Source organism: Staphylococcus sp. GDB20D11A (assembly GCF_016893255.1).
In the GTDB taxonomy this organism is placed as follows: Bacteria; Bacillota; Bacilli; order Staphylococcales; family Staphylococcaceae; genus Staphylococcus; species Staphylococcus aureus.
In genome coordinates, this window is sequence record NZ_JAFEPJ010000006.1 from 40,669 (window position 1) to 66,433 (window position 25,765).

Below are 25,765 nucleotides of genomic sequence, written 5' to 3' on the forward strand. Positions count from 1 at the left end.
ACTTATCACCTCCTTAGGTTGATAACAACATTATACATGAAAGGAGCATAAATATTATGCAAGCATTACAAACATTTTGTTTCCAATAAAAAAACACATGCTTTGTCGTGGAAAGCATGTGCTACGGAAATTTTGTTTGATTCTAGTCGCCACGACTAACAGCTCAAGTTTTGCTGGTATCGTCCCCAGCCCTGTAATGAGCTTAGGTGTTCAATCAAAGTCTAGCGTCCTATAAGTTACTACCTTACAGTACGCATACCTTTTTAACGCCTCAGTTGGCGATGGAGCACAACAAACGATGCTCTGAATTTAGATTTACTTATCTATAGAACCACAGGGTGATTTAAAACCTCGCATAAGCAAGGCCATCACCTCCCAGTTTATGTGGGGTTGAGATAAGTATATAACGAAATTCCGTTACAAGCAATAAGGAGTGTTAAGATGCTGAACTTAAAAGAATTGAGAGAAGAAAAGGGGATAACACGCTATCAACTAGCGAAGCTAACAGAATTACAAAACTCGACAATTCGATCTATCGAAACAGAAGTTAAAAACCCCGGTTTCCTCACAGTAAAAAAAATATGCGATGCACTACAAATTGATATCGCTAATGTAAAGGAGAAATAAAATGCAAGCATTACAAACAAAATCGAACATCGGCGAAATGTTCAACATACAAGAAAAAGAAAATGGAGAAATCGCAATCAGCGGTCGAGAACTTCATCAAGCATTAGAAGTTAAGACGGCATATAAAGATTGGTTTCCAAGAATGCTTAAATACGGATTTGAAGAAAATACAGATTACACAGCTATCGCTCAAAAAAGAGCAACAGCTCAAGGCAATATGACTCACTATATTGACCACGCACTAACACTAGACACTGCAAAAGAAATCGCAATGATTCAACGTAGTGAACCTGGTAAACGTGCAAGACAATACTTCATCCAAGTTGAAAAAGCATGGAACAGTCCAGAAATGATTATGCAACGCGCATTAAAAATTGCTAATAACACAATTAATCAATTAGAAACAAAGATTGAACGTGACAAACCAAAAATTGTATTTGCGGACGCAGTAGCTACTACTAAGACATCAATTTTAGTTGGAGAGTTAGCAAAGATCATTAAACAAAACGGTGTAAACATCGGGCAACGCAGATTGTTTGAGTGGTTACGTCAAAACGGATTCCTTATTAAACGCAAGGGTGTGGATTATAACATGCCTACACAGTATTCAATGGAACGTGAGTTATTCGAAATTAAAGAAACATCAATTACACATTCAGACGGTCACACATCAATTAGTAAGACGCCAAAAGTAACAGGCAAAGGACAACAATACTTTGTTAACAAGTTTTTAGGAGAAAAACAAACAACTTAATAGGAGGGATTATCAATGAACACAAAAACGTGGTGGACAATGAAAGATCTTGAAACAGAAACAAGCAAGTCACGTAACTGGTTAAAGAAAAATATTTTAGAAGTTCCGGTATATAAAAAAGAAATAGAAGAATTCGCACACTATCCAATAAATAGAAATGATGAATATCGATTTGTAGGCAGTAAAATGAAACAGTTTTTAGAAGATAAATTCAAATTGATATTAGGTTAAAGGAGGCACAACAAATGAGTAAAACTTATAAAAGCTACCTAGTAGCAGTACTGTGTTTCACAGTCTTAGCGATTGTACTCATGCCGTTTCTATACTTCACTACAGCGTGGTCAATTGCAGGATTCGCAAGTATCGCAACATTCATATTCTATAAAGAATACTTTTATGAAGAATAAAAAAACTGCTACTTGCGCCAACAAGTAACAGTGACAAACGATTAACAAAATTAATTCGTGTTCAATATAAAACGAAATACGGAGGATGTCAACTATGACTAAAAAATATAAAGACATGACGCAGAAAGAAATAAAAGACTTATTATCTGAAAAAACCGCAGAATTGTATGAATTAGCGAAAGAAATTAAGGGAGAAAGTAAATTTGATATTTTACTTTTCTCATCAATAGGAGTTATCGACGGAGATTATTTAGCAGGTTCAAGTTCTGTGATTGGTCATACTTTCGATCTTGCTTCCTTATTGGATAGCACTAAGAGTTATAAAGACATTGTCAATGTTCTCCAAATGTGTAAATCACAAAAATTTCTCGGTAATGATGACAACAAGGAGGACTAAAACAATGTATTACAAATTTGGTGAGATCAAAAATAAAATTATCAGCTTTAACGGGTTCGAATTTAAAGTGTCTGCGATGAAGAGGCATGACGGTATCAGTATACAAATCAAGGATATGAATAATGTTCCACTTAAATCATTTCATGTTACAGATTTAAGCGAACTATATATTGCAATGGATGCAATGTACGACGTTATAAACGAATGGATTGAAGAGAACACAGATGAACAGGACAGACTAATTAACTTAGTCATGAGATGGTAGGAGGTATGAAAAGTGAATGAATTACAAGAGAGAGAACTAGAAACATTTGAACAAGACGACCGTTTCAAAGTAACTGATCTAGACAGTGCTAACTGGGTTTTTAAGAAACTGGATGCAATCACAACTAAAGAGAACGAAATCAACGAGTTAGCAAATAAAGAAATTGAACGCATAAACGAATGGAAAGATAAAGAAGTAGAAAAATTACAAAGTGGCAAAGAGTATTTACAAAGCCTTGTGGTTGAATATTTCAGAATACAAAAAGAACAAGATAGCAAATTCAAATTAAACACACCTTACGGAAAAGTAACAGCCAGAAAAGGTTCAAAAGTCATTCAAGTTAGCAATGAGCAAGAAGTCATTAAACAACTTGAGCAACGAGGTTTTGACAACTATGTAAAAGTAACTAAAAAACTTAGCCAATCAGACATTAAGAAAGATTTCAACGTAACTGAAAACGGCACTTTGATTGACGCAAACGGCGAAGTTTTAGAGGGTGCTAGCATCGTTGAAAAACCAACGTCATACACGGTAAAGGTGGGAGAATAGATGACTGAACAAACATTATTTGAACAGTTGAACAGTAAAAACGTGAATGATCATACAGAACAAAAAAACGGATTAACTTATCTAGCATGGTCATATGCACATCAAGAGCTGAAAAAGATTGACCCTAACTACACAGTAAAAGTGCACGAGTTTCCGCATCCGGATATTAGCACAGAAAACTATTTTGTACCTTATTTGGCTACACCAGAAGGCTACTTTGTACAGGTATCTGTGACTGTGAAAGATAGTACAGAAACTGAATGGCTTCCGGTATTAGACTTTAGAAATAAATCGCTTGCTAAAGGTAATGCGACAACTTTCGATATCAACAAAGCGCAAAAACGATGTTTCGTTAAAGCTTCGGCTTTGCATGGTTTAGGTTTATATATTTACAACGGAGAGGAACTGCCAAGTGCAAGCGACAACGATATTACAGAATTAGAAGAGCGTATCAATCAGTTTGTGAGTTTATCTCAAGAAAAGGGACGAGATGCAACTATCGATAAAACGATGAGATGGCTAAAAATCTCTAACATTAATAAATTGAGTCAAAAACAAATCGCAGAAGCACACCAAAAATTAGATGCGGGATTAAAACAATTAGATAGTGAGGAGAAACAATAATGTTAAACAGAACAGTATTAGTAGGACGATTAACAAAAGACCCAGAATTCAGAACAACGCCAAACGGTGTAAGTGTAGCTACTTTCACTCTTGCAGTCAATAGAACATTCACAAACGCACAAGGAGAACGTGAGGCAGATTTTATTAATTGTGTAACTTTTAGAAAACAAGCAGATAACGTGAATAACTATTTATCAAAAGGATCATTAGCTGGTGTTGACGGACGCCTACAATCACGTAGTTATGAAAATCAAGAAGGTCGTCGTGTATTCGTTACCGAAGTTGTATGTGACAGTGTTCAATTCTTAGAACCGAAGAATAGCAACCAACAACAAAATGACAATTATCAACAACAAGGACAAACTCAAACTGGTAATAATCCGTTTGACAATACTGAAGAAGATTTTTCAGACCTCCCGTTCTGATTGGAATGATTAAATGCCAAAAATTACTAGTTATATCACTCAAGACGACGGCACAACAACAGTTGTCATCTCGGGTGTTGAATTAGGCAATAAAGAAACATTACTACTTGATAACGGATTTGATGTGGAAGTCGATGTAAGCGTCATAGATCCGTTTCAAATTACCGGCAAGCAACGACGAAAAATATTCGCGCTTGTCAAAGACATAGAAGAATATACAGGTCAACCAATGGACTATATGCGACATATGTTCATCGAGTATGTAAGGACTTACTACGGCTATGATGAACGTATTTCACTAAGTAATTGTACGAGAACACAAGCAAGTCAAATCATTGAAGCAACGCTTGACTGGACGTTCTACAATGACATACCACTTAGCTACAAAACAAGCGACTTGCTGAAACAAGATAAATCATTCTTATACTGGTCAACTGTTAACCGCAACTGTGTAATATGCGGAAAGCCTCACGCTGACCTAGCACATTACGAAGCAGTAGGTAGAGGTATGAACAGAAACAAGATGAATCACTACGACAAACATGTATTAGCGTTATGTCGCGAACATCACAACGAGCAACATGCGATTGGCGTCAAGTCGTTTGATGATAAATACCACTTGCATGACTCGTGGATAAAAGTTGATGAGAGGCTCAACGAAATGTTGAAAGGAGAGAAAAATGAATAACAGAGATTATATATCATCCATTATTTCGCAATTTAGTGGACAAAACAACGTCATACCTATACCTGTGATTTACTTGAAGATTACTGAAGATTATCCAAGTGCAGCATTGTTAAATCAGATGATTTATTGGTCAGATAGAACTAATAGGAAGGATGGTTATTTTTACAAATCATATGTTGAATGGTTCGAAGAATTACATCTGACTGAATATCAAGTAAGACGTGCTACTAATAAATTAAAATCATTTGGATTCGTTGAAACCGCTTTGAAAAAAGCGAACGGCGCACCCACTTTACATTATAAAGTCGATACTAAAGAAGTTTCAGAATGGATTCTTAAGAAACTTAAGAATGGAAACTTAAGAAACTCAAGAATGGATAGTGAAGAAACTCAAGAATCCTTAACAGAGATTACTACAGAGACTAACAAACATAGAGAGACAGACGACGTCTCAAAGTCATTTAAGTATATTAGTACCAATTTAGAAATTATACAAAACCCTTTAAAAGCAGAACAGTTAGAACACGAAATTAAATCATTTAAACAAGATCAGTTCGAAATAGTAAAAGTCGCTACCGATTACTGTAAAGAAAACAATAAAGGACTTAATTACTTAATAACTGTATTAAAGAACTGGAATAAAGAAGGCGTTTCAGATAAAGAAAGTGCTGAAAACAAATTGAAACCTCGTAACTCTAAAAAAGAAACTACTGATGATGTCATTGCACAAATGGAAAAAGAATTGAGTGATGGCTAATGCCGATGAGCAAAACTCAAGCATTAGAAATTATTAAAAAGGTTAGGTACGTCTATAACATTGATTTTGATAAACCAAAGTTAGAAACGTGGATTGACGTATTGAGTCAAAACGGAGATTATCAACCAACTGTAAAAGCGGTAGATGGATATATCAACAGTAACAACCCGTACCCGCCTAACCTACCAGCAATCATGCGTAAGGAACCTAAAAAAGTATCTATCGAGCCGGTAGACAACGAAACCGCTACACACCAATGGAAAATGCAGAATGACCCCGAATATGTCAGACAAAGAAAGATAGCGCTAGATAACTTCATGAATAAGTTGGCAGAATTTGGGGGCGATAACGAATGAATTACGGACAATTTGAAATTGAAAGCACAATAATCGCTACGCTACTTAAACAACCGGACGTACTAGAAAAGATAAGAGTTAAAGATTACATGTTTACGAACGAAAAGTTTAAAACCTTTTTCAATTATGTAATGGACGCCGGAAAGATAGACCATCAAGAAATTTATTTAAAAGCAACTAAAGATAAAGAATTTTTAGATGCAGATACTATAACTAAACTTTACAACTCCGATTTCATTGGATACGGCTTCTTTGAACGATATCAACAAGAATTATTGGAAAGTTATCAACTCAACAAAGCTAACGAATTGGTAACTGAGTTCAAACAACAACCTACGAATCAAAACTTTAACAACTTGATTGATGAACTCAAGGATTTAAAAACGATTACTAACAAAAAAGAAGATGGAACCAAGAAGTTTGTTGAGGAGTTTGTCGAAGAGTTATACAGCGATAGCCCTAAGAAGCAAATTAAGACGGGTTATAAGCTCATGGATTACAAAATAGGGGGATTAGAACCATCACAATTAATCGTCATCGCAGCGCGTCCCTCAGTGGGTAAGACAGGTTTTGCATTAAACATGATGCTGAACATAGCACAAAATGGATACAAAACATCTTTCTTTAGTCTCGAAACAACCGGCACATCGGTATTGAAACGTATGTTATCAACAATTACTGGTATTGAGTTAACAAAGATAAAAGAAATCAGGAACTTAACGCCGGATGACTTAACAAAGTTAACGAATGCGATGGATAAAATCATGAAATTAGGTATTGATATTTCTGATAAAAGTAATATCACACCTCAAGATGTGCGAGCACAAGCAATGAGGCATTCAGACGGGCAACAAGTTATTTTTATAGATTACCTTCAACTGATGGATACGGATGCGAAAGTTGATAGACGCGTAGCAGTAGAAAAGATATCACGTGACTTAAAGATAATCGCTAATGAGACAGGCGCAATCATCGTACTACTTTCACAACTGAATCGTGGTGTCGAGTCTAGACAGGATAAACGACCAATGCTATCGGACATGAAGGAATCGGGCGGAATAGAAGCCGATGCAAGTTTGGCAATGCTACTTTACCGTGATGATTACTATAACCGTGACGAAGATGATACAACCGGCAAATCGATTGTGGAGTGTAACATAGCTAAAAACAAAGACGGCGAAACCGGAGTAATTGAATTTGAGTATTACAAGAAGACTCAGAGGTTTTTCACATGAACATCATGCAATTCAAAAGCTTATTGAAATCGATGTATGAAGAGACAAAGCAAAACGACCCGATTGTAGCAAATGTATATATCGAGACTGGTTGGGCGGTCAATAGATTGTTGGACAATAACGAGTTATCGCCTTTCGATGATTACGACAGAGTTGAAGAGAAAATTATGAATGAAATCAACTGGAAGAAAACGCACATTAAGGAGTGTTAAAAATGCCGAAAGAAAAATATTACTTATACCGAGAAGATGGCACAGAAGATATTAAGGTTATCAAGTATAAAGACAACGTAAATGAAGTTTATTCGCTCTCAGGAGCCCATTTCAGCGACGAAAAGAAAATTATGACTGATAGTGACCTAAAACGATTCAAAGGCGCTCACGGGCTTCTATATGAGCAAGAGCTAGGTTTGCAAGCAACGATATTTGATATTTAGAGGTGGCACATGGAAATAGAAATTAAATTTAACGAAACGTTTGAGGCACCTATAGGCTCGCCTCGTCCGCGCTTTCGTAAAACAGGTAGATTTGTCCAAACTTACATGCCTACGTCTTACACAAAGCATAAAGCGTATATACAAGGGCAAATACCTAAGTTAAATCTAGAGCGCGCACTAAAAATCGAATTAGACTTTTACTTTCCATTGCTTAAATCGTGGTCGAAGAAAAAGAAAAGTGAAATGGTTGGACAGTATAAAGTGACTAAGCCGGATATCGATAACTTAATTAAAACAGTATTAGATGCTTGTAATGGTCATGTATGGAAAGACGATAACCAAATTACAGAAATAACTAGCTCAAAGCGTTATGGACTAGAACCAAAAATAATCATGCGAGTTGAGGAAGTGATCTAATGCAACAACAAGCATATATAAACGCAACGATTGATATAAGGATACCTACAGAAGTTGAATATCAGCATTTCGATGATGTGGATGATGAAAAAGATGCGCTAGCAGAGCGCTTAGATGACAATCCGTATGAATTACTAAAGTATGACAGCATAACAATAAGACATGCGTATATAGAGGTGGAATAAATGAAGTTGAACGAAGTGTTTGCAACTAATTTAAGAGTAATCATGGCTAGAGATAATGTAAGTATTCAAGATTTGCACAACGAAACTGGCGTATCAAGATCAACTATTAGTGGATATAAAAACGGAAAAGCTGAGATGGTTAACTTAAATGTATTAGATAAATTGGCAGATGCTCTAGGTGTTAATGTAAGTGAACTATTTACTAGAAATCACAACACGCACAAATTAGAGGATTGGATTAAAACAGTAAATGTATAGAGGTGGAATAAATGGGCAGTGTTGTAATTATTAATAACAAACCATATAAATTTAATAATTTTGAAAGAGAATTAATGTCAAAGCGAGGGATAAATGCTGGAATTGTTTCTAAACGTGTAAGAGGTTGTTGGGAATTTTCAGAAGCTTTAGATGCGCCCTATGGTATGCACCTAAAAGAATACAGAGAAATGAAACAAATGGAAAAGATTAAACAAGCTAGACTCGAACGCAAATTGGAAAGAGAGCGAAAGAAAGAGGCGGAGCTAAGAAGAAAGAAACCGCATTTGTTTAATGTGCCACAGAAACATTCACGTGATCCGTACTGGTTCGATGTCACTTATAACCAAATGTTCAAGAAATGGAGTGAAGCATAATGAGCATAATCAGTAACAGAAAAGTAGATATGAACGAAACGCAAGACAATGTTAAGCAACCTGCACATTACACATACGGCGACATTGAAATTATAGATTTTATCGAACAAGTTACGGCACAGTACCCACCACAACTAGCATTCGCAATAGGCAATGCAATCAAATACTTGTCTAGAGCACCGTTAAAGAATGGTCATGAGGATTTAGCAAAGGCGAAGTTTTACGTCCAAAGAGCTTTTGACTTGTGGGAGGGTTAACGATGGCAACTCAAAAACAAGTTGAATATGTGATGTCATTACAGGAGCAACTGGAATTAGAAGACTGTGAAAAATACACAGACGAACAAGTTAAAGCAATGAGTCATAAAGAAGTTAGCAATGTGATTGAAAACTATAAGACAAGCATAAGGAACGAAGAGCTATATGACGAATGCATGTCGTTTGGTCTGCCTAATTGTTAAAAGGAGTGATGACCATGACAGATAGCGCATGTAAAGAATACTTAAACCAATTTTTCGGATCTAAGAGATATCTATATCAGGATAACGAGCGAGTGGCACATATCCATGTAGTGAATGGTACTTATTACTTTCATGGGCATATCGTGCCAGGTTGGCAAGGTGTGAAGAAGACATTTGATACAGCTGAAGAGCTTGAAACATATATAAAGCAACATGGTTTGGAATACGAGGAACAGAAGCAACTAACTTTATTTTAGAGGAGATATAAAAATGAAAATCAAAGTAAAAAAAGAAATGAGACTAGATGAATTAATTAAGTGGGCATGGGATAACCCTGAATTAGTAAGAGGAGAGAAATTTTATCCGCAAGGCAATAGATATGAAACATGTGTGTATTTCCATCTTTACGACGGAAGAAGATGCCTCATGAGAGATTTTATAAAAGCCGATGACACTTTCGAAGTTGAATATGAAGAGGAAATCACAGAAGAGACTAAGTTTGATAGGTTGCTTGAGGTATGTGAGATTCAAGAAGGAGTCTATAAATCCGCATTACACAAAGGTATCAGTTTGAACGAACGTTTTGAAGACGACAACATTTTTCCTACCAAAGCATTCTACATCTTAAATGACGACCTGACCATGACGTTAATCTGGAAAGATGGGGAGTTGGTCAAATGATGCCTAAATATCGAGTATGGGACACCGAAACAAAAAAGATGTGTGAGGTTGTTGCGTTGGATCTTCACAATAGCGAAGTTAGTTATTCAACTAAAGAAAATGAATACGGCAAGGTTATAAAGGAGTTTATAAAGACTGAGAAAATGGCAGATGTAGAACTTATGCAGTCAATTGGTATAAATCTGTGGGGAAGAGAATTATACGAGGGCGATATATTAAAAGTCGTATCAACGAAACTGTGGGGCATCGAACGGGATAAAACATACATTTATTTAGATGCTGCAGGCGTAGTCACTCGCGACCATATTGGCACTATGATTGGCGACGTACATCTATTGAGAGCTTTTGATGCTGAAGAAGTTCGTGAAATGCCAGCCATTGAATACCTAGGCAATAAGTTTGAAAATCCGGAGTTACTGGAGGTAACAAAATGAACTATGAAACAGGGTTCCAGCTAAGCGTAATGGAAGCTAGGTTGAAGAAGATGAGAAAACAACGTGATGAGCTTATCGTGGATATAGCTAAGTTACGAGAACGCAACAAAGAGCTGGAGAAGAAAGCAAGCGCATGGGATAGGTATTGCAAGAGCGTTGAAAAAGATTTAATAAACGAATTCGGCAAAGATGATGAAAGAGTTAAATTTGGAATGGAATTAAACAATAAAATTTTTATGGAGGATGACACTAATGAATAACCGCGAACAAATCGAACAATCCGTTATAAGTGCTAGTGCGTATAACGGCAATGACACAGAGGGATTGTTAAAAGAGATTGAGGACGTGTATAAGAAAGCGCAAGCGTTTGATGAAATACTTGAGGGTTTACCTAATGCTATGCAAGATGCACTCAAAGAAGATATTGGTCTTGATGAAGCAGTAGGGATTATGACGAGTCAAGTTGTCTATAAATATGAGGAGGAGCAGGAAAATGACTAACACATTACAAGTGAAACTATTATCAGAAACTGCTAGAATGCCCGAACGAAATCATGAGACGGATGCAGGTTATGACATATTCTCAGCTGAAACTGTTGTACTTGAGCCACAAGAAAAGGCAGTGATTAAAACAGATGTAGCTGTGAGTATACCAGAGGGCTATGTTGGGCTATTAACTAGCCGTAGTGGTGTAAGTAGTAAAACCCATTTAGTGATTGAAACTGGCAAGATAGATGCGGGATATCACGGCAATTTAGGGATTAATATCAAGAATGACGCTATTGCATCGAATGGTTATATCACACCAGGTGTTTTTGATATTAAAGGAGAAATCGATTTGAGTGACGCCATAAGACAATATGGAACTTATCAAATCAACGAAGGCGACAAACTAGCTCAATTGGTTATCGTGCCTATATGGACACCTGAACTAAAGCAAGTGGAGGAATTCGGAAGTGTTTCAGAACGTGGAGCAAAAGGCTTCGGAAGTAGCGGAGTGTAAAGACATCTTAGATCGAGTCAAGGAGGTTTTGGGGAAGTGACGCAATATTTAGTCACAACATTCAAAGATTCAACAGGGCGTAAGCATACACACATAACTCGAGCTAAGAGCAATCAAAGGTTTACAGTTGTTGAGGCAGAGAGTAAAGAAGAAGCAAAAGAGAAGTACGAGGCGCAAGTTAAAAGAGATGCAGTTATTAAATTAGGTCAGTTGTTTGAAAATATAAGGGAGTGTGGGAAATGATTAAAGAAATACTAAGACTATTATTCTTACTAACGATGTATGAGTTAGGTAAGTATGTAACGGAGCAAGTATATATTATGATGACGGCTAACGATGATGTAGAGGCGCCGAGTGATTTCGCAAAGTTGAGTGATCAGTCAGATTTGATTAAGGCGGAGGTGTCGGAGTAGATGATGTGGGAAATAGTTGCTATCGGTATCTTTATTTTAATTACATTGCTTTATGTAAGGTATATAGACAAAATTGAAGTGAGGGAAAAGATTGATGAATTAAAGCATGATATAAAAAAGAATGAAAAATTATTTGAAAATTATAAGAAAGAAAACAGACCAATCGAATATATCGTTGAGTTAAAAAACGGTGTGTATTTACAAGAAAAATATACATCTTCGTTTGCGGAAAGGACAACGCTTATTACAACTAGTAATGTTTTTGAAGCTAAATCATATGACAATTTATTTTCAGCTAAAATAGATGCTGAATTTATGCGTGGTCGTGTATTAAAATATAAACCGAATTTAGAGGTGGTTGAATAGATGATGTGGTTGATCATAGCAATTATATTACTAGTCATCTTATTGTTTGGTGTGATGTTGCAAGCTGAACAGTTAAAAGGCGATGTGAAAGTTAAAGAGCGAGAGATAGAGATATTAAGAAGTAGATTGAGACATTTTGAAGATTAACGGGGGTTGTGAATAGATGTATAGCAAAGAGTCAATCGTTAATATGATAGGCACACATAAAATGAAGTGTAATGTGTTAGCTGATGTAATACCGGAATATGATAGCAACTCAATCGCACAGTATGGCATACAAGCAACGTTACCGAAACCACAAGGGGAAAACTCAAGTAAAGTTGAAGATGTTGTTGTGAGGCTTGAGAGAGCAAATAAAAGGTATGCGCAGATGTTAAAAGAAGTCGAGTTTATAAATCAATCACAACAGAGATTAGGACACGTTGACTTTTGCTTCTTAGAGTTATTGAAGAAAGGTTATAACAGGGATGCAATTATCAAGAAGATGCCTAACTCTAAATTGAACAGAAACAACTTCCTAGCACGCCGTGATGAGTTAGCAGAAAAGATTTATCTACTACAGTGACGAAAATGACAAAAATGACGGAAATGACGAAAATGACACTATTTTTAATCCGTGAATTAATTTTATATAATTGATTTGTAAGAATTATCTTAAGACGTGGGGTAATAGCCACATTAGATGTTCTCATCGATGTGATTGAGAAGTGACAAACATATAAAAGATGATATGTTACGCTATTAATCACTTACTACCTGCCTATATGGTGGGTAGTTTAATTCTTGCATTTTGAGTCATAACTATTTCCCTCCTTTCATATTTATTGAACGTAGCTCCTGCACAAGATGTAGGGGCATTTTTTATATTTAAATAACTAGAGTAATTAACATAAAGTGGGTGGTATTATACGATGAGTAATATGCAAAATAACGCAACATTTGGCGCGTATTTAGAATTAACGAAGAAACAACAAGCTTATATACAAATAAAGACAGACACTGGCGCAAAAGATATGGATATCGCAGAGCAAATTGACGTGAACCGCGCTACTATATCGAGGTGGAAAGCTAACGATAAATTTAGAGAAGGGTTTAAAGGGTATCAAGCTGAGCATTTGCAAAAACAAGTACCCAAAGCTCTACAAACAATGATTAATTTATTGAACGCTAAGAGTGAGCTTGTGAGATTCCAAGCTTCTAAAGATATTTTAGATCGTACAGGTTATAATCCTGTCGACAAACAAGAAATAACAATGCAGAGCGCGGTGACGTTTAATGACGATATCGATTAACTTATCTGACTTGCTACCTAAACATTTCTACCCATTGTGGAAAGCGACGAAAGACAAAGATGTACTTAACATCGTTGCAAAGGGCGGACGTGGCTCAGGTAAGTCATCTGACATATCAATCATCATTACACAACTTATTATGCGATATCCGATGAATGCGGTTGTTATACGTAAGACAGACAACACACTAGCTACTTCGGTGTTTGAGCAAATCAAATGGGCAATTGAAGAGCAAAAGGTGTCACACTTATTCAAAGTAAAAGTGTCGCCAATGGAAATAACTTATATACCTAGAGGGAACCGTATTATCTTTAGAGGGGCACAAAACCCTGAGCGATTGAAGTCGTTGAAAGATAGTAGGTTTCCTTTTTCTATTTCGTGGATTGAAGAGTTGGCAGAGTTCAAAACAGAAGATGAAGTTACAACGATTACCAACTCGTTACTACGTGGAGAGTTAGACGAGGGATTGTTTTATAAATTCTTCTTCAGCTACAACCCACCTAAACGTAAGCAATCGTGGGTTAACAAAAAATATGAAAGCTCATTCCAAGCTGGTAACACGTTTGTACACCACTCTACGTACTTGAATAACCCGTTTATATCTAAGCAGTTTATACAAGAGGCTGAGAGTGCTAAACAACGTAATGAACAACGTTATCGATGGGAATATATGGGCGAAGCGATAGGGAGTGGCGTTGTGCCGTTTAATAATTTAAGAATAGAAGAAATACCGCAAAGACAATACGACACATTCGACAACATTAGAAATGCAGTCGATTTTGGTTATGCTACTGATCCATTAGCTTTTGTACGTTGGCATTATGATAAAAAGAAACGTGTTATTTATGCTATGGACGAGTATTACGGTGTGCAGATAAGTAACCGTGAGTTTGCTAATTGGCTTAAAAAGAAAGGTTACCAAAGTGATGAGGTATTCGCTGATAGTGCTGAACCTAAATCAATCGCTGAATTGAAACAAGAACACGGAATTAAGAAGATTAAAGGCGTTAAAAAAGGTGCTGACAGCGTGGAATTCGGGGAGCAATGGCTTGATGATTTAGATGCTATTGTAATTGACCCTAGACGCACACCTAATATTGCTAGAGAGTTCGAAAACATAGACTATGAGACGGACAAAGACGGCAATGTTAAGCCTAAATTAGAAGACAAGGACAACCACACTATAGATGCAACAAGATACGCACTAGAACGTGATATGAGGCAAAACAAACTAAGTATATTGAGGTAGGTGTTTAACATTATTCGTATGCCATGGGATAAACCATACGGCGAGGAAGTCGTCGAACAGTTAAAACCGCAATTCGAAACACAAGAGGAAATGATTATTAGATTAATTGATGATCATAGAAAGCAATTAGATAAAATTACAGTAGGACAAAGGTATTACGACAAAGATAACGACATCATTAAGCAAATGAAAAAAGTAGATGTGCACGGCAATATTGATTATGATAAGCCGGATTGGCGCATCACTACCAATTTTCATCAAAACCTTGTTGACCAAAAAGTCAGCTATGTTGCTAGCAAACCAGTAACATATTCATGCGAGGACGAGGATGTTTTAAAAGTAATTCATGATGTGCTAGATACTCGTTGGGATAATAAGTTGATAGATATCTTGACTGCAACAAGTAATAAGGGCATCGACTGGCTACAAGTTTACATTAATGAAAACGGAGAAATGAAACTATTCCGTGTTCCAGCTGAACAAGCTATACCGATTTGGGTTGATAAAGAAAGGGAAGAATTAAAATCTTTCATTCGTTACTACAAGTTTAATAACGAGGAAAAAGTGGAGTTTTGGACTGATGCTACTGTTACTTATTATGTACTAGAGAACGGCGGATTAATACCAGATTATTATTACGGCGCTAATCATGTTCAATCACATTTCAGTAATGGTAATTGGGGCAGAGTGCCGTTTATAGCGTTTAAGAACAATCCTGAAGAAGTGTCAGACATATGGATGTACAAATCATTAATCGATGCAATCGACAAAAGATTATCTGACGCACAAAATATGTTCGATGAATCAGTTGAACTCATCTATATCTTAAAAGGTTATGAGGGTCAAGACTTAGAAGAATTCATGCGTGGGCTTAAGTATTATAAAGCTATCAATGTTGATGGAGACGGCGGAGTAGAGACTATACAAGTTGAGGTGCCGGTCTCGAGTACCAAAGAATACATCGACCTTATGAGAGCTTATATCATGGAATTTGGGCAAGGTGTTGACTTCCAAACTGATAAATTCGGCTCAGCTCCAAGTGGTATCGCACTAAAATTCTTATATGGCAACTTAGATTTGAAAGCGAATAAACTTAAGAACAAAGCAACTGTAGCGATACAAGAGCTAATTAGCTTTATTATAGATTTTAATAACTTAAATATGGACGTGAAAGACATCGAGATATCGTTTAACTTTAACAGAATGATGAATGATGCCGAACAATCACAAATCATTGCACAATCTCAATATTTATCTAGAGAAACACTTGTGAAGAGTTCTCCGCTTGTTGATGATTATAAAGCAGAACTCGAACGAATAGAACAAGAGCAAATGGAGTACAACAAGCAACTGCCTAATTTAGATGACGGAGGTGCTGACGGTGCCCAACAACAAGAAAGATCTAACGATAAAGAATCAGAATGATATTGATGAATATATCGACAGTCTAATCTCTAAAGCTGAGAAGCCGATAGAACAATTATTTGCTAATCGACTTAAAGAGATAAAGCAAATCATCGCGAATATGTTTGAGAAGTATCAAAGCGACGACGTTCATGTTACATGGACTGAATTCAATAAATATAACAGGCTCAATAAGGAGTTAACTCGTATAGGCACAATGTTGACTGATGACTACAGGCAAGTAGCTAAGATGATTCAGAAGTCACAGGAAGATGCTTATATAGAAAAGTTCCTTATGAGCCTTTATTTATATGAGACGGCAAGTCAAACATCTATGCAGTTTGATGTTCCAAGCAAAGAAGTTATCACATCAGCTATCGAACAACCTATCGAGTTCATTCGTTTAGTACCGACGCTACAGAAGCATCGTGATGAAGTATTGAAAAAGATACGCTTACACATCACACAAGGCATTATGAGCGGAGAGGGTTACGCTAAGATAGCTAAAGCAATCCGTGATGATATTGGTATGTCTAAAGCTCAATCGTTGCGTGTAGCGCGTACAGAAGCGGGTAGAGCGATGTCACAAGCTGGACTTGATAGCGCATTAGTAGCTCAAAAGAATGGCTTACAGATGTATAAGCATTGGCATGCTACTAAAGATACACGTACAAGAGACACACACAGGCATCTAGACGGTGCTAAGAAGAAAATAGACGAACCGTTCAAGTCGAGTGGTTGCGTTGGACAAGCGCCTAAGTTGTTCGTTGGTGTGAATAGTGCAAAAGAAAACATCAACTGTCGTTGTAAGCTTATGTATTACATTGATGAAGATGATTTGCCTAGTACAACGAGAGTACGTAAAGATGACGGGACAACCGAAGTAATACCACAAATGACTTATCGTGAGTGGGAGAAATATAAACGTAAAAGAAAGTAGTTTACTACTCGACCTTAGCATGTCGTTAAACTGCTTCCTTTTATACCAAAATTCTTCGTGGCGTTGCACGTAAAACTCGTAAAAAGGAGTAGTTTAAATGGATTTATACACATTGTTAGGACAATTTAAAGACGGAGAAATCGATAAGCAGAAAGTAATTGATGCGATTGACGAATCGAAATCGGGAATGGTACCACGTTCAAGATTGAACGACAAGAATACCGAGATTGAAGAGTTAAAAGAAGAGATTTCTAAACGTGATGAACAAATTGTCAAATTGCAAGACTCTGTTAAAGATGATAGCGAGATTCAAAAAGAACTCGAAGAATTAAAGAATCAAAATTCAGAGTGGGAGACAAAGTATAAAGAAACACAACTTAATAACGCAGTTAAGTTAGCGGTTGCTAAAGAAGCAAATGATGCTAACGACATTCTAGCATTCATCAATAAAGATGAACTTGAATTAGAAGACGACGGCACTGTAAAAGGTTTAGACAAAGCGATTGAAACGCTTAAGGAGTCTAAGCCTTATTTATTTGCGCCGTCTAAGCCTGTAGGAAAAACACCACAAGGCGGAGGTAATCCGGACTCAAGTGTAACGAAAGAAAAGTTTGACAACATGAGTGTCGCTGAACGTAACGAATTGTATTTGAACGATCGCGAGACATTCGAAAAATTAGTTAATCAAAATTAAACAAAGAAAGAGGTAAAAGCATGCCACAAGGACTTACTAAAACAAGTAATCAAATCATTCCAGAAGTATTAGCGCCTATGATGCAAGCGCAACTCGAAAAGAAATTGCGTTTCGCTTCATTTGCAGAAGTAGATAGCACATTACAAGGACAACCGGGAGACACTTTGACATTCCCAGCATTCGTTTATAGCGGAGATGCACAAGTAGTTGCAGAGGGCGAAAAAATCCCAACTGACATCTTAGAAACTAAAAAACGTGAGGCTAAAATCCGTAAAATCGCTAAAGGTACATCTATTACAGATGAGGCTTTATTAAGTGGCTATGGAGACCCTCAAGGCGAACAAGTACGTCAACACGGTTTAGCGCACGCTAACAAAGTTGATAATGACGTATTAGACGCTTTGATGGGAGCTAAACTTACTGTTAATGCGGACATCACTAAATTAAACGGTTTACAATCAGCAATCGATAAATTTAACGATGAAGACTTAGAACCAATGGTTTTATTTATCAATCCACTTGATGCTGGTAAATTACGCGGAGATGCATCAACAAACTTTACACGTGCAACCGAATTAGGCGATGACATCATCGTTAAAGGTGCGTTTGGCGAAGCTCTAGGCGCTATCATTGTACGTACTAATAAGTTAGAAGCTGGCACAGCTATTTTAGCTAAAAAAGGCGCAGTTAAATTAATCTTGAAACGTGATTTCTTCTTAGAAGTAGCGCGTGATGCATCAACAAAAACAACTGCATTATACAGTGATAAGCACTATGTAGCTTATTTATATGATGAATCTAAAGCAGTGAAAATCACTAAAGGTTCTGGAAGCTTAGAAATGTAATAGGAGGTAGTGACGTATGTATAAAGTAATCGAACGTTTTGAAGATGCACAAGACAACGGACATGAATATCAAGTGGGAGACATTTACCCACGTGATGGTTTGGAAGTATCAGAAGAACGATTCACTGAATTATCTACAACAAACAACTGCCGTAATTTAATCGCTATCAAACTTGTTGAAGACAAGCAAGTAGAACAGTCTGAGGCGAGCGCTGACGAGCAAAAAAGTTTATCTGATATGAAAGTAGCAGAATTAAAAGAACTTGCTAAAAAGCGTGAAATTAAAGGTTATAGCGATATGAAAAAAGATGAGCTTATCAAAGTTTTAGAGGGTGTTAAGTAATGGACGCAAAAGACGTCAAAATGATTAATGGACTTTCACTCAATGATTCGTCTAACGATGAGCAAATCGAATATCTTATTGAAGAATATAAAAGTGTTGCAGAAGATTATTGTAATCAGAAGTTTGATGACAAAGCAGTGCCGTCGGGTGTTAAGAAGTTTATTGCTGAATGTATCAAGTTTGGTGCAACCGGCAATATCTCAGCGCGCACGATGGGCGCTGTGAGTTATACCTATGTAACTGACATACCTAGTAGTGCTTACGCTTATCTAATGCCTTATCGTAAGTTGAGTTGGGGTAAGCGATATGTTTAATCCGTTCGATGAGTTTCCGCACACAATTGAAATTGGAGAGGTTGAAGTTGCAGGAACATTTCCTAAAGAATACGAGCGTTTTAAAAGTAACGAAACAATTAAAGGATTTATGGATACGCCTACATCAAGCGAGACACTCAAATTTCATCAAATGAGCAAAGACTTCGACCGTAACCTATATACGCCGTATCACATACCAATAACAAACAAAACTTTATTTAATTACGAGGGTAAAACGTACGAAGTTGTAGGCGAACCGGTCGACCAAGGCGGACAACATGAAATCAATTTAACTAGATTGAGGGTGCGATCTATTGGCAAAGGTTAAGTATGGTAATTGGGACTTAGTAAAAGAGTTGGAAAATTACGAGCGAGACATGGAGCGATGGGTCAAACGAGGTATAGCAAAGACTACTGCTAAGATTCACAATACAATCATTTCATTAATGCCAGTTGATACCGGATATCTTAGAGAAAGTGTAACAATGGACTTTAAAGACGGCGGTTTTACTGGTGTTATTAATATTGGTAGTGAATACGCAATATATATCAATTATGGTACTGGTATATATGCAACAGGCGCTGGAGGTAGTAGAGCGAAAAAGATACCGTGGTCGTACAAAGATGCGAACGGTAAGTGGCACACTACTAAAGGGCAACATGCTCAACCTTTTTGGGAGCCGGCAATAGACGCTGGACGAGCATTCTTTAATAAGTATTTTTCATGAGGTGGTTAAGATATGTGGGTATCAGTTGAACGGTACTTATTTAACAAAGTATATAACAAATTAAAAAGTAACCCTATTATCCGAAAACAATTGGACGGTAGGGTTTTTGATTGCGTTCAGAAAGACGCTGTTTACCCATATATCGTTGTGGGTGAAACAAACGTCACTAACAAAGAAACGACCACGAGCATGGTCGAAGATGTCGGCATCACGTTGCATGTTTATAGTCAAGCGCGTAATAGAGATGAAGCATCGCAAATAATTCAATTTTTAGGCTTCGTTTTAAACAACGAAATAGAAATTGATTATTATTCATTCATTAAAAGTCGAATTGATACACAAGAAGTGATTACTGACATAGATCAGTACACTAAACACGGTATCATTCGGCTTGTTTTTAAATACAGACATAACACATTACAAAGGAGTGTAACGAATGGCGCAGGATAAATATATTGTCGCTCTCCAAATCGCTGATAAAGATTTAGCTAAAAAGCTAACTATCGAAGAAGCAACACTTTTAGGTAGTTTAGCAGAGGGTGGGCACACTATCAGTAATGACCTTGCTGAAATTATTCAAGGCGGTAAGAAAGATTATAGCCGTAACTCTGTCGAAGAAGAAATCAAGTTGACGCTTGATGTCGTTCCGGGAGATAAAGGACAATTAGCATTAAAAGAATCAGTTAAACAATTCAAACAGTTACGTGTTTGGATTTGGGAGACTAAAAAACGTGATGGCAAACATCACGGTGTATTCGCATACGTAGTTATCGAAGAGCACGAATGGTCATTTGATGATGAAGATAACAAAATCGAAATCACAGCGAAAGTTAAGTTCAATAGTGCAGACGGTACAATCAACGATTTACCAAAAGAATGGCTTAACCCTAGCGCATTGGCTCCAGTTGTTGAATTCGAAGACATGAACGCTTACGAAGATAGTTATGAAAACCGAACTAAAAAAATAACTGCTGGCAGTAGCGACTTAAGCATGTAATTAACGAGGGCATTAGCCCTCTATTTTTTTGTACAAAATAACGATAAACGAGGTATTTAATATGACTGAAACAACTTTTAATCCAATTACATCATTAACAATTAACAACGAAGAAGTTAAAGCAAAAGCAACATTTATGTTCGATAAAACTGCTAAAAAGTTTGCAACTGAACAAGAAGATAATAAAGGTAGAAAACAAACGATTTCAGGATTTACTAACGTTTATAATGCTTTATTAGAACGTGACACAGTGGCAATTGTAGACTTTTGGGAATGCGCAACAGCTTATCTAGGTAAAAGCGCACCTAAAAGAGAAGATATTGAAGCGGAAATCATGGAAATCATCGAAAGAGAAAACGACACGTTAAATCTTTTGCAAGGTGCGTTGGACGTAATGAATAATAGCGGTTTTTTCAAGCAGAAATCACGTCTATTCTGGAAACAGATGAACCAAGCGCCATCGTTAGCCAAAGAAGACGAGAAAGAGGGCGCGAAAGCTGGTATCGAGATGATGAAGAACAACTACAAAGAAATCATGACCGTAGCACCTTATTAGACTATTCGGAAATAAGGCAGATGACCAGTCGTTACATAGGTTATATGAGTAACGACGAGCTAATGAGCATGCTACCTGCAGAATGGAATGACTGGATTATAGGCGCTAGACAAGCATTGATTGACCAAAGGGACATTGCGTTGTACGGCGCTCAATATAATGCAGTCGCTCAAGCCGGTAAATCACTAAAACGTTTTGTTAGGCAGAACGAAAGAGAACATTATATTATTCGTGGTCAAGAAGACGAATATGAAAAAATGAAACAGCGTGAGCTAGCTAAAAACAAACGTAAAAGAGAAATACAAAAACAAGGTACTCGCAAGTTCCTTAACAGCTTAAAAACAAGTCATAAAGGAGGTTAGGCATGGAAAAGAATTTTCTGGCTCGTATTACAGCTATAATCAGTGATTTTAAAAGGAATATGAGAACTGCGCAACGTATGGCTAAGACTGATATACCGGACGAAATCAAGACAGAAGTTACAGCTAACATAAGAGACTACCAAAGAGAGTTAACGCGAGCTAAATCAATGGCTCAACGATGGCGAGAACATAAAGTTAATATTGATGCAGACGCTAGCAAAGTAAAACAAGTCATATCGTTTGTTAAAGCAGAACTATCGAATATCAGACGTAAAAAAGTTGAAATTGACGGCGACGCAAGCGGATTAAAAAGAAATGTTGCGACTTCTAAAGCGATGCTAGCTGGTTGGCGCAAACATACTGTGAAATTAGACTTTGATACAACTGGAATGACAAAAATGCAAGTAGCATTGACTGCTGGTAAAAGAGCGTTAGATCAGTATCAATCAACAATGGATGGCATCGCATCAAATATTAGAACTTTCGGTACTATCTTTGCACAACAAGTCAAAGGTTTAATGATTGCTAGTATACAAGCGTTAATACCAGTAATTGCTGGATTAGTTCCGGCTATTATGGCAGTACTTAATGCCGTTGGTGTATTAGGTGGCGGTGTCATCGGGCTTGCTGGTGCGTTCTCTGTAGCTGGTGTTGGAGCAGTTGGTTTCGGTGCAATGGCTATAACTGCACTGAAAATGGTAAAAGATGGCACATTGGCAGTAACAAAAGAAGTGCAGAACTTTAGAAATGCCAGTGATCAATTAAAAACTACATGGCAAGGCATTGTAAAAGAGAATCAAGCAAGTATTTTTAATGCGATGTCAGCAGGTATCAGAGGCGTTACAAGTGCGATGTCTCAATTAAAACCTTTCTTATCCGAAGTATCTATGCTGGTCGAAGCAAACGCACGTAAGTTTGAAGATTGGGTTAAACATTCTGAAACAGCTAAGAAAGCATTTGAAGCATTAAATAGCGTAGGTGGTGCAATATTCGGAGATTTATTGAACGCCGCAGGACGATTTGGCGATGGACTAGTTAACATATTCACTCAACTAATGCCGTTGTTCAAATTTATGTCCCAAGGATTACAGAACATGTCTATAGCTTTCCAAAATTGGGCTAATAGTGTAGCTGGTCAGAATGCTATTAAAACTTTTATTGATTACACTACAACTAACTTACCTAAGATTGGTCAGATATTTGGCAATGTATTCGCTGGCATTGGTAATTTAATGATTGCGTTTGCTCAAAACAGTTCTAACATTTTTGATTGGTTGGTTAAATTAACTTCTCAATTTAGAGCGTGGTCTGAACAAGTTGGACAATCTCAAGGGTTCAAAGACTTTATAAGTTATGTTCAAGAGAATGGTCCCACTATTATGCAGTTAATCGGTAATATCGTAAAAGCGTTAGTAGCATTTGGTACTGCAATGGCTCCTATAGCTAGTAAGTTGTTAGATTTCATAACTAATTTAGCTGGTTTTATTGCTAAGTTGTTTGAAACGCATCCGGCAGTAGCACAGATTATTGGTGTTATGGGTATTTTAGGCGGTGCATTTTGGGCTTTAATGGCTCCAATTGTTGCTATAAGTAGTGTGCTTACAAATGTGTTTGGCTTGAGTTTATTCAGTGTCGTCGAAAAGATTTTAGAATTCGTTAGAACATCAAGTTTAGTTACTGGAGCTTTGGAAGCATTAACAGGTGTTTTTGGAACGATTTCAGCACCTATTTTAGCGGTAATTGCAGTAATTGGCGCATTCATCGGTGTTCTCGTTTATTTATGGAAAACAAACGAGAACTTTAGAAATACTATTACTGAAGCATGGAACGGCGTTAAAACGGCGGTTTCTGGTGCGATTCAAGGTGTGGTTGGCTGGTTAACTGAATTGTGGGGCAAAATCCAATCTACCTTACAACCGATAATGCCTATATTGCAAGTATTAGGACAAATATTCATGCAAGTCTTAGGTGTTTTAGTAATAGGCATTATTACAAATGTTATGAATATCATACAAGGTTTGTGGACTTTAATTACAATTGCGTTCCAAGCCATAGGAACAGTGATATCCGTAGCAGTCCAAATCATAGTAGGTTTGTTCACTGCTTTAATTCAGTTGCTTACTGGCGACTTCTCAGGTGCTTGGGAGACTATTAAAACTACGGTTACCAATGTACTTGATACGATTTGGCAATACATGCAATCAGTTTGGGAGTCAATTATCGGCTTTTTAACTGGCGTAATGAATCGAACGCTTTCTATGTTTGGTACAAGTTGGTCACAGATATGGAGTACAATCACTAATTTTGTTAGCAGTATTTGGAACACTGTTACAAGTTGGTTCAGTCGAGTGGCTTCGAGTGTAGCTGAAAAAATGGGGCAAGCACTAAACTTTATTATCACAAAAGGTTCCGAATGGGTTTCTAATATTTGGAATACAGTTATAAGTTTCGCAAGTAAAGTAGCTGATGGATTTAAAAGAGTTGTCTCAAATGTAGGCGACGGCATGAAAAACGCGCTTGATAAGATTAAAAGCTTTTTCAGCGATTTTTTAAATGCCGGAGCAGAATTAATAGGCAAAGTAGCTGAGGGTGTAGCTAACGCCGCGCACAAAGTAGTGAGCGCGGTAGGCGATGCGATTTCATCAGCGTGGGACTCTGTAACTTCGTTTGTAAGTGGACACGGTGGAGGTAGTGGTTTAGGTAAAGGTTTAGCGGTATCACAAGCTAAAGTAATGGCTACTAGCTTCGGTAAAACGTTCACTAGTGAGTTAGGTTCAACGTTGACAGATGGATTCAACGACAGTTTAACACCAAGCGTTGACGGTCATATGACAAACGATGTGCAACATAGCATGAAAGAAAATAACAGACCTATTGTTAATGTAACTGTTAGAAACGAGGGCGATCTAAACATGATTAAATCTCACATTGACGATATGGATGCAAAAGATGGTAGTTTCAACTTAATGTAAGGGAGGTTTGTTTATTGATAGCCCATGATGTAGAAATTATTAAAAATGGTGTGAAGTATCGTGTCAGTGACAATCCTCACACTTACAAACACTTAAGAGTGCTTGATTACAATGTTATCGGTTCGGGTTACAAAAGGAATTATTCGCCTTTAGATGGTGTTGATGGACGTTTTCACAATTACGCTAAAGAGGAATATAAAAAAGTTGAATTAAGATTGAGGTATGAAGTACCTAAAATTGCTTATGCCTCACATCTTAAATCGGACATTCAAACATTGTTTTATGGTCGCTTTTACCTAAGAGAATTGGCGACACCGGATAACACTATCAAATTTGAAAATATGTTCGAACCATTAGAACAAGAATTTGAATTAGATTATGTTGACGGTAGACAACTATACGTTGGATTAGTTAGCGAAGTATCTTTTGACACAACTAAGACATCAGGAGAAATCACTTTGACCTTTGAGACGACAGAATTGCCGTTCTTTGAAAGTATCGGCTATAGCACTGATTTAGAAAGTGATAACGATTTAGAGAAATGGTCAGTTCCGGACAGAATAGCACTAAATGAAAATGATAGAAGTAGACAAATGACATTCTATAATACGAGTTCTGGAGATGTTTATTACAACGGAGATGTAGCGATAACACAGTTCAACCAATTCAATGTAGTTGAAATTGAATTAGCCGAAGATGTTAAAGCTGATGATAAAGACGGTTTCACTTTCTATATGGATAAAGGAAACATCTCAGTAATTAAAGATGTCGATTTAAAAGCAGGCGATAAAATCATTTTTGATAACAAGCACACATATAGAGGCAATTTAAATATTGACCTATACAACAAGACGTTAGAACAACCGGTGTTGTATCCTGGTTGGAATCATTTTAAAGCCAACAGACTTATGAAAAAGATAGTCTTTAGACACAAATTATATTACAGATAAGGAGTAGC

At 37.0% G+C, this 25,765-nt stretch carries 47 protein-coding genes and 1 pseudogene; all 48 read left to right on the top strand.

The window, feature by feature from the left end; all coding sequences use genetic code 11:
• The first annotated feature begins 441 nt into the window (after positions 1-441).
• The 48 genes and pseudogenes from JV528_RS04710 to JV528_RS04945 all read left to right on the top strand — a co-directional run bounded on the left by JV528_RS04710 (position 442) and on the right by JV528_RS04945 (position 25,757).
• Positions 442-627 (top strand): helix-turn-helix domain-containing protein, encoded by a 186-nt coding sequence (locus tag JV528_RS04710; RefSeq protein WP_000933364.1) that lies wholly within the window; start codon positions 442-444, stop codon positions 625-627.
• A gap of 1 nt (position 628) precedes the next feature.
• Complete coding sequence (locus JV528_RS04715; protein WP_001148596.1) at positions 629-1,381, top strand: phage antirepressor KilAC domain-containing protein; 753 nt, start codon at positions 629-631, stop codon at positions 1,379-1,381.
• A gap of 15 nt (positions 1,382-1,396) precedes the next feature.
• Positions 1,397-1,612 carry a DUF771 domain-containing protein gene (locus JV528_RS04720; protein ID WP_001093507.1) on the top strand — a complete coding sequence of 72 codons (216 nt, stop codon included), beginning with the start codon at positions 1,397-1,399 and terminating at the stop codon, positions 1,610-1,612.
• Between the two features lie 14 nt (positions 1,613-1,626).
• Positions 1,627-1,788: a DUF1270 family protein gene (locus JV528_RS04725; protein WP_000048129.1), complete on the top strand. Its 162-nt coding sequence runs from the start codon at positions 1,627-1,629 to the stop codon at positions 1,786-1,788.
• Positions 1,789-1,882: 94 nt separating this feature from the next.
• Entirely contained in the window at positions 1,883-2,185 is a 303-nt protein-coding gene (locus JV528_RS04730) for a DUF2482 family protein (RefSeq protein WP_204177381.1), read from the top strand.
• Positions 2,186-2,189: 4 nt separating this feature from the next.
• A complete protein-coding gene (locus JV528_RS04735) occupies positions 2,190-2,450 on the top strand; it encodes a DUF1108 family protein (protein ID WP_204177382.1) in 261 nt (86 codons plus the stop codon).
• Between the two features lie 12 nt (positions 2,451-2,462).
• Positions 2,463-2,999: a host-nuclease inhibitor Gam family protein gene (locus tag JV528_RS04740; protein WP_204177384.1), complete on the top strand. Its 537-nt coding sequence runs from the start codon at positions 2,463-2,465 to the stop codon at positions 2,997-2,999.
• Entirely contained in the window at positions 3,000-3,623 is a 624-nt protein-coding gene (locus JV528_RS04745; protein ID WP_204177385.1) for a Sak single strand annealing protein, read from the top strand. It abuts the gene before it with no gap.
• A complete protein-coding gene (gene ssb, locus JV528_RS04750; protein ID WP_204177386.1) occupies positions 3,623-4,048 on the top strand; it encodes a single-stranded DNA-binding protein in 426 nt (141 codons plus the stop codon). Before JV528_RS04745 ends, ssb begins: the two co-directional genes overlap by 1 nt.
• 13 nt (positions 4,049-4,061) lie before the next feature.
• Entirely contained in the window at positions 4,062-4,736 is a 675-nt protein-coding gene (locus tag JV528_RS04755) for a putative HNHc nuclease (protein ID WP_204177387.1), read from the top strand.
• Entirely contained in the window at positions 4,729-5,493 is a 765-nt protein-coding gene (locus JV528_RS04760; RefSeq protein ID WP_204177395.1) for a DnaD domain protein, read from the top strand. The genes JV528_RS04755 and JV528_RS04760 overlap by 8 nt, the downstream gene beginning before the upstream one ends.
• Complete coding sequence (locus JV528_RS04765) at positions 5,493-5,849, top strand: hypothetical protein (RefSeq protein ID WP_073391010.1); 357 nt, start codon at positions 5,493-5,495, stop codon at positions 5,847-5,849. The genes JV528_RS04760 and JV528_RS04765 overlap by 1 nt, the downstream gene beginning before the upstream one ends.
• A complete protein-coding gene (locus JV528_RS04770; RefSeq protein WP_204177396.1) occupies positions 5,846-7,084 on the top strand; it encodes a DnaB helicase C-terminal domain-containing protein in 1,239 nt (412 codons plus the stop codon). Before JV528_RS04765 ends, JV528_RS04770 begins: the two co-directional genes overlap by 4 nt.
• Positions 7,081-7,296: a hypothetical protein gene (locus JV528_RS04775; RefSeq protein WP_001024402.1), complete on the top strand. Its 216-nt coding sequence runs from the start codon at positions 7,081-7,083 to the stop codon at positions 7,294-7,296. The genes JV528_RS04770 and JV528_RS04775 overlap by 4 nt, the downstream gene beginning before the upstream one ends.
• Positions 7,297-7,298: 2 nt before the next feature.
• Complete coding sequence (locus JV528_RS04780; RefSeq protein ID WP_001123681.1) at positions 7,299-7,520, top strand: DUF3269 family protein; 222 nt, start codon at positions 7,299-7,301, stop codon at positions 7,518-7,520.
• A 9-nt stretch (positions 7,521-7,529) separates the two neighbouring features.
• The gene (locus tag JV528_RS04785) at positions 7,530-7,937 is read left to right on the top strand and encodes a RusA family crossover junction endodeoxyribonuclease (RefSeq protein WP_204177397.1); all 408 of its coding nucleotides are present in this window, start codon (positions 7,530-7,532) and stop codon (positions 7,935-7,937) included.
• On the top strand, positions 7,937-8,122 hold the full coding sequence (locus JV528_RS04790; protein WP_001187247.1) for a DUF3113 family protein: 186 nt from the start codon (positions 7,937-7,939) through the stop codon (positions 8,120-8,122). The genes JV528_RS04785 and JV528_RS04790 overlap by 1 nt, the downstream gene beginning before the upstream one ends.
• Positions 8,123-8,391 (top strand): annotated as a pseudogene (locus tag JV528_RS04795) (helix-turn-helix domain-containing protein). It abuts the gene before it with no gap.
• Positions 8,392-8,754 (top strand): SA1788 family PVL leukocidin-associated protein, encoded by a 363-nt coding sequence (locus JV528_RS04800; protein WP_031775798.1) that lies wholly within the window; start codon positions 8,392-8,394, stop codon positions 8,752-8,754.
• Positions 8,754-9,011: a DUF3310 domain-containing protein gene (locus tag JV528_RS04805; RefSeq protein WP_000022733.1), complete on the top strand. Its 258-nt coding sequence runs from the start codon at positions 8,754-8,756 to the stop codon at positions 9,009-9,011. The genes JV528_RS04800 and JV528_RS04805 overlap by 1 nt, the downstream gene beginning before the upstream one ends.
• A 2-nt stretch (positions 9,012-9,013) precedes the next feature.
• Positions 9,014-9,214 (top strand): hypothetical protein, encoded by a 201-nt coding sequence (locus JV528_RS04810; RefSeq protein WP_000235326.1) that lies wholly within the window; start codon positions 9,014-9,016, stop codon positions 9,212-9,214.
• An 8-nt stretch (positions 9,215-9,222) separates the two neighbouring features.
• Entirely contained in the window at positions 9,223-9,471 is a 249-nt protein-coding gene (locus JV528_RS04815) for a phi PVL orf 51-like protein (protein ID WP_000178882.1), read from the top strand.
• 13 nt (positions 9,472-9,484) lie between these two features.
• Entirely contained in the window at positions 9,485-9,895 is a 411-nt protein-coding gene (locus JV528_RS04820) for a hypothetical protein (protein WP_204177398.1), read from the top strand.
• A complete protein-coding gene (locus tag JV528_RS04825; RefSeq protein ID WP_086037655.1) occupies positions 9,892-10,329 on the top strand; it encodes a YopX family protein in 438 nt (145 codons plus the stop codon). The genes JV528_RS04820 and JV528_RS04825 overlap by 4 nt, the downstream gene beginning before the upstream one ends.
• A complete protein-coding gene (locus JV528_RS04830; RefSeq protein ID WP_204177400.1) occupies positions 10,326-10,589 on the top strand; it encodes a hypothetical protein in 264 nt (87 codons plus the stop codon). Before JV528_RS04825 ends, JV528_RS04830 begins: the two co-directional genes overlap by 4 nt.
• Positions 10,582-10,830, top strand: coding sequence for a type II toxin-antitoxin system toxin HigB (higB, locus tag JV528_RS04835; RefSeq protein WP_031889184.1), 249 nt, complete (start codon positions 10,582-10,584; stop codon positions 10,828-10,830). Before JV528_RS04830 ends, higB begins: the two co-directional genes overlap by 8 nt.
• Positions 10,823-11,332, top strand: a complete 510-nt coding sequence (locus tag JV528_RS04840; RefSeq protein ID WP_204177402.1) for a dUTP diphosphatase — start codon at positions 10,823-10,825, stop codon at positions 11,330-11,332. The genes higB and JV528_RS04840 overlap by 8 nt, the downstream gene beginning before the upstream one ends.
• Positions 11,333-11,368: 36 nt before the next feature.
• A complete protein-coding gene (locus JV528_RS04845) occupies positions 11,369-11,575 on the top strand; it encodes a DUF1381 domain-containing protein (protein WP_000195826.1) in 207 nt (68 codons plus the stop codon).
• Positions 11,572-11,745 carry a transcriptional activator RinB gene (gene rinB / locus JV528_RS04850; RefSeq protein ID WP_204177407.1) on the top strand — a complete coding sequence of 58 codons (174 nt, stop codon included), beginning with the start codon at positions 11,572-11,574 and terminating at the stop codon, positions 11,743-11,745. The genes JV528_RS04845 and rinB overlap by 4 nt, the downstream gene beginning before the upstream one ends.
• Positions 11,746-12,111: a hypothetical protein gene (locus JV528_RS04855; protein WP_114305773.1), complete on the top strand. Its 366-nt coding sequence runs from the start codon at positions 11,746-11,748 to the stop codon at positions 12,109-12,111. It begins immediately after the preceding gene.
• Entirely contained in the window at positions 12,112-12,258 is a 147-nt protein-coding gene (locus JV528_RS04860; protein ID WP_000989998.1) for a hypothetical protein, read from the top strand.
• Positions 12,259-12,274: 16 nt separating this feature from the next.
• On the top strand, positions 12,275-12,676 hold the full coding sequence (locus JV528_RS04865) for a hypothetical protein (protein ID WP_000286968.1): 402 nt from the start codon (positions 12,275-12,277) through the stop codon (positions 12,674-12,676).
• A gap of 346 nt (positions 12,677-13,022) precedes the next feature.
• The gene (locus JV528_RS04870; protein ID WP_193573595.1) at positions 13,023-13,403 is read left to right on the top strand and encodes a DNA-binding protein; all 381 of its coding nucleotides are present in this window, start codon (positions 13,023-13,025) and stop codon (positions 13,401-13,403) included.
• A complete protein-coding gene (locus JV528_RS04875; RefSeq protein ID WP_204177408.1) occupies positions 13,387-14,652 on the top strand; it encodes a PBSX family phage terminase large subunit in 1,266 nt (421 codons plus the stop codon). Before JV528_RS04870 ends, JV528_RS04875 begins: the two co-directional genes overlap by 17 nt.
• Positions 14,653-16,077, top strand: a complete 1,425-nt coding sequence (locus JV528_RS04880; RefSeq protein WP_260018618.1) for a phage portal protein — start codon at positions 14,653-14,655, stop codon at positions 16,075-16,077.
• Entirely contained in the window at positions 16,016-16,996 is a 981-nt protein-coding gene (locus JV528_RS04885) for a phage head morphogenesis protein (protein WP_204177410.1), read from the top strand. Before JV528_RS04880 ends, JV528_RS04885 begins: the two co-directional genes overlap by 62 nt.
• Before the next feature lie 97 nt (positions 16,997-17,093).
• Positions 17,094-17,690: a phage scaffolding protein gene (locus JV528_RS04890; RefSeq protein WP_137042445.1), complete on the top strand. Its 597-nt coding sequence runs from the start codon at positions 17,094-17,096 to the stop codon at positions 17,688-17,690.
• A 20-nt stretch (positions 17,691-17,710) separates the two neighbouring features.
• The gene (locus JV528_RS04895) at positions 17,711-18,535 is read left to right on the top strand and encodes a N4-gp56 family major capsid protein (RefSeq protein ID WP_103151602.1); all 825 of its coding nucleotides are present in this window, start codon (positions 17,711-17,713) and stop codon (positions 18,533-18,535) included.
• A 16-nt stretch (positions 18,536-18,551) separates the two neighbouring features.
• Positions 18,552-18,878, top strand: coding sequence for a Rho termination factor N-terminal domain-containing protein (locus JV528_RS04900; RefSeq protein WP_204177412.1), 327 nt, complete (start codon positions 18,552-18,554; stop codon positions 18,876-18,878).
• Positions 18,878-19,192, top strand: coding sequence for a phage head-tail connector protein (locus JV528_RS04905; RefSeq protein WP_204177414.1), 315 nt, complete (start codon positions 18,878-18,880; stop codon positions 19,190-19,192). The genes JV528_RS04900 and JV528_RS04905 overlap by 1 nt, the downstream gene beginning before the upstream one ends.
• Positions 19,185-19,520, top strand: coding sequence for a phage head closure protein (locus JV528_RS04910; RefSeq protein WP_000482986.1), 336 nt, complete (start codon positions 19,185-19,187; stop codon positions 19,518-19,520). The genes JV528_RS04905 and JV528_RS04910 overlap by 8 nt, the downstream gene beginning before the upstream one ends.
• Positions 19,507-19,920, top strand: a complete 414-nt coding sequence (locus JV528_RS04915; protein ID WP_137042446.1) for an HK97-gp10 family putative phage morphogenesis protein — start codon at positions 19,507-19,509, stop codon at positions 19,918-19,920. Before JV528_RS04910 ends, JV528_RS04915 begins: the two co-directional genes overlap by 14 nt.
• A 12-nt stretch (positions 19,921-19,932) precedes the next feature.
• A complete protein-coding gene (locus JV528_RS04920) occupies positions 19,933-20,370 on the top strand; it encodes a DUF3168 domain-containing protein (protein WP_000270199.1) in 438 nt (145 codons plus the stop codon).
• A complete protein-coding gene (locus JV528_RS04925) occupies positions 20,357-20,917 on the top strand; it encodes a phage tail protein (protein WP_137042447.1) in 561 nt (186 codons plus the stop codon). The genes JV528_RS04920 and JV528_RS04925 overlap by 14 nt, the downstream gene beginning before the upstream one ends.
• 61 nt (positions 20,918-20,978) lie before the next feature.
• Entirely contained in the window at positions 20,979-21,473 is a 495-nt protein-coding gene (locus JV528_RS04930; protein WP_050960854.1) for a tail assembly chaperone, read from the top strand.
• A gap of 20 nt (positions 21,474-21,493) precedes the next feature.
• Positions 21,494-21,835 carry a hypothetical protein gene (locus tag JV528_RS04935; RefSeq protein ID WP_001580347.1) on the top strand — a complete coding sequence of 114 codons (342 nt, stop codon included), beginning with the start codon at positions 21,494-21,496 and terminating at the stop codon, positions 21,833-21,835.
• A gap of 2 nt (positions 21,836-21,837) precedes the next feature.
• Positions 21,838-24,807, top strand: coding sequence for a phage tail protein (locus JV528_RS04940; RefSeq protein ID WP_204177415.1), 2,970 nt, complete (start codon positions 21,838-21,840; stop codon positions 24,805-24,807).
• A 14-nt stretch (positions 24,808-24,821) separates the two neighbouring features.
• Complete coding sequence (locus tag JV528_RS04945) at positions 24,822-25,757, top strand: phage tail family protein (RefSeq protein WP_204177416.1); 936 nt, start codon at positions 24,822-24,824, stop codon at positions 25,755-25,757.
• Positions 25,758-25,765 lie beyond the last annotated feature (8 nt).

Excerpts from the sequence above, each read along its gene's own strand:
- JV528_RS04860 (WP_000989998.1), top strand. The coding sequence starts at position 12,112 with ATGATGTGGTTGATCATAGCAATTATATTACTAGTCATCTTATTGTTT.
- JV528_RS04935 (WP_001580347.1), top strand. The coding sequence starts at position 21,494 with ATGACCAGTCGTTACATAGGTTATATGAGTAACGACGAGCTAATGAGC.
- JV528_RS04765 (WP_073391010.1), top strand. The coding sequence starts at position 5,493 with ATGCCGATGAGCAAAACTCAAGCATTAGAAATTATTAAAAAGGTTAGG.
- JV528_RS04885 (WP_204177410.1), top strand. The coding sequence starts at position 16,016 with ATGACGGAGGTGCTGACGGTGCCCAACAACAAGAAAGATCTAACGATA.
- JV528_RS04800 (WP_031775798.1), top strand. The coding sequence starts at position 8,392 with ATGGGCAGTGTTGTAATTATTAATAACAAACCATATAAATTTAATAAT.
- JV528_RS04820 (WP_204177398.1), top strand. The coding sequence starts at position 9,485 with ATGAAAATCAAAGTAAAAAAAGAAATGAGACTAGATGAATTAATTAAG.
- JV528_RS04875 (WP_204177408.1), top strand. The coding sequence starts at position 13,387 with ATGACGATATCGATTAACTTATCTGACTTGCTACCTAAACATTTCTAC.
- JV528_RS04840 (WP_204177402.1), top strand. The coding sequence starts at position 10,823 with ATGACTAACACATTACAAGTGAAACTATTATCAGAAACTGCTAGAATG.
- JV528_RS04770 (WP_204177396.1), top strand. The coding sequence starts at position 5,846 with ATGAATTACGGACAATTTGAAATTGAAAGCACAATAATCGCTACGCTA.
- JV528_RS04720 (WP_001093507.1), top strand. The coding sequence starts at position 1,397 with ATGAACACAAAAACGTGGTGGACAATGAAAGATCTTGAAACAGAAACA.
- JV528_RS04940 (WP_204177415.1), top strand. The coding sequence starts at position 21,838 with ATGGAAAAGAATTTTCTGGCTCGTATTACAGCTATAATCAGTGATTTT.
- JV528_RS04730 (WP_204177381.1), top strand. The coding sequence starts at position 1,883 with ATGACTAAAAAATATAAAGACATGACGCAGAAAGAAATAAAAGACTTA.
- JV528_RS04810 (WP_000235326.1), top strand. The coding sequence starts at position 9,014 with ATGGCAACTCAAAAACAAGTTGAATATGTGATGTCATTACAGGAGCAA.
- JV528_RS04895 (WP_103151602.1), top strand. The coding sequence starts at position 17,711 with ATGCCACAAGGACTTACTAAAACAAGTAATCAAATCATTCCAGAAGTA.
- JV528_RS04905 (WP_204177414.1), top strand. The coding sequence starts at position 18,878 with ATGGACGCAAAAGACGTCAAAATGATTAATGGACTTTCACTCAATGAT.
- JV528_RS04930 (WP_050960854.1), top strand. The coding sequence starts at position 20,979 with ATGACTGAAACAACTTTTAATCCAATTACATCATTAACAATTAACAAC.
- JV528_RS04865 (WP_000286968.1), top strand. The coding sequence starts at position 12,275 with ATGTATAGCAAAGAGTCAATCGTTAATATGATAGGCACACATAAAATG.
- JV528_RS04855 (WP_114305773.1), top strand. The coding sequence starts at position 11,746 with ATGATGTGGGAAATAGTTGCTATCGGTATCTTTATTTTAATTACATTG.
- JV528_RS04920 (WP_000270199.1), top strand. The coding sequence starts at position 19,933 with ATGTGGGTATCAGTTGAACGGTACTTATTTAACAAAGTATATAACAAA.
- JV528_RS04760 (WP_204177395.1), top strand. The coding sequence starts at position 4,729 with ATGAATAACAGAGATTATATATCATCCATTATTTCGCAATTTAGTGGA.
- JV528_RS04745 (WP_204177385.1), top strand. The coding sequence starts at position 3,000 with ATGACTGAACAAACATTATTTGAACAGTTGAACAGTAAAAACGTGAAT.
- JV528_RS04870 (WP_193573595.1), top strand. The coding sequence starts at position 13,023 with ATGAGTAATATGCAAAATAACGCAACATTTGGCGCGTATTTAGAATTA.
- JV528_RS04710 (WP_000933364.1), top strand. The coding sequence starts at position 442 with ATGCTGAACTTAAAAGAATTGAGAGAAGAAAAGGGGATAACACGCTAT.
- JV528_RS04780 (WP_001123681.1), top strand. The coding sequence starts at position 7,299 with ATGCCGAAAGAAAAATATTACTTATACCGAGAAGATGGCACAGAAGAT.
- JV528_RS04755 (WP_204177387.1), top strand. The coding sequence starts at position 4,062 with ATGCCAAAAATTACTAGTTATATCACTCAAGACGACGGCACAACAACA.
- JV528_RS04925 (WP_137042447.1), top strand. The coding sequence starts at position 20,357 with ATGGCGCAGGATAAATATATTGTCGCTCTCCAAATCGCTGATAAAGAT.
- JV528_RS04815 (WP_000178882.1), top strand. The coding sequence starts at position 9,223 with ATGACCATGACAGATAGCGCATGTAAAGAATACTTAAACCAATTTTTC.
- higB (WP_031889184.1), top strand. The coding sequence starts at position 10,582 with ATGAATAACCGCGAACAAATCGAACAATCCGTTATAAGTGCTAGTGCG.
- ssb (WP_204177386.1), top strand. The coding sequence starts at position 3,623 with ATGTTAAACAGAACAGTATTAGTAGGACGATTAACAAAAGACCCAGAA.
- JV528_RS04735 (WP_204177382.1), top strand. The coding sequence starts at position 2,190 with ATGTATTACAAATTTGGTGAGATCAAAAATAAAATTATCAGCTTTAAC.
- JV528_RS04805 (WP_000022733.1), top strand. The coding sequence starts at position 8,754 with ATGAGCATAATCAGTAACAGAAAAGTAGATATGAACGAAACGCAAGAC.
- JV528_RS04725 (WP_000048129.1), top strand. The coding sequence starts at position 1,627 with ATGAGTAAAACTTATAAAAGCTACCTAGTAGCAGTACTGTGTTTCACA.
- JV528_RS04830 (WP_204177400.1), top strand. The coding sequence starts at position 10,326 with ATGAACTATGAAACAGGGTTCCAGCTAAGCGTAATGGAAGCTAGGTTG.
- JV528_RS04785 (WP_204177397.1), top strand. The coding sequence starts at position 7,530 with ATGGAAATAGAAATTAAATTTAACGAAACGTTTGAGGCACCTATAGGC.
- JV528_RS04900 (WP_204177412.1), top strand. The coding sequence starts at position 18,552 with ATGTATAAAGTAATCGAACGTTTTGAAGATGCACAAGACAACGGACAT.
- rinB (WP_204177407.1), top strand. The coding sequence starts at position 11,572 with ATGATTAAAGAAATACTAAGACTATTATTCTTACTAACGATGTATGAG.
- JV528_RS04790 (WP_001187247.1), top strand. The coding sequence starts at position 7,937 with ATGCAACAACAAGCATATATAAACGCAACGATTGATATAAGGATACCT.
- JV528_RS04715 (WP_001148596.1), top strand. The coding sequence starts at position 629 with ATGCAAGCATTACAAACAAAATCGAACATCGGCGAAATGTTCAACATA.
- JV528_RS04890 (WP_137042445.1), top strand. The coding sequence starts at position 17,094 with ATGGATTTATACACATTGTTAGGACAATTTAAAGACGGAGAAATCGAT.
- JV528_RS04775 (WP_001024402.1), top strand. The coding sequence starts at position 7,081 with ATGAACATCATGCAATTCAAAAGCTTATTGAAATCGATGTATGAAGAG.
- JV528_RS04910 (WP_000482986.1), top strand. The coding sequence starts at position 19,185 with ATGTTTAATCCGTTCGATGAGTTTCCGCACACAATTGAAATTGGAGAG.
- JV528_RS04825 (WP_086037655.1), top strand. The coding sequence starts at position 9,892 with ATGATGCCTAAATATCGAGTATGGGACACCGAAACAAAAAAGATGTGT.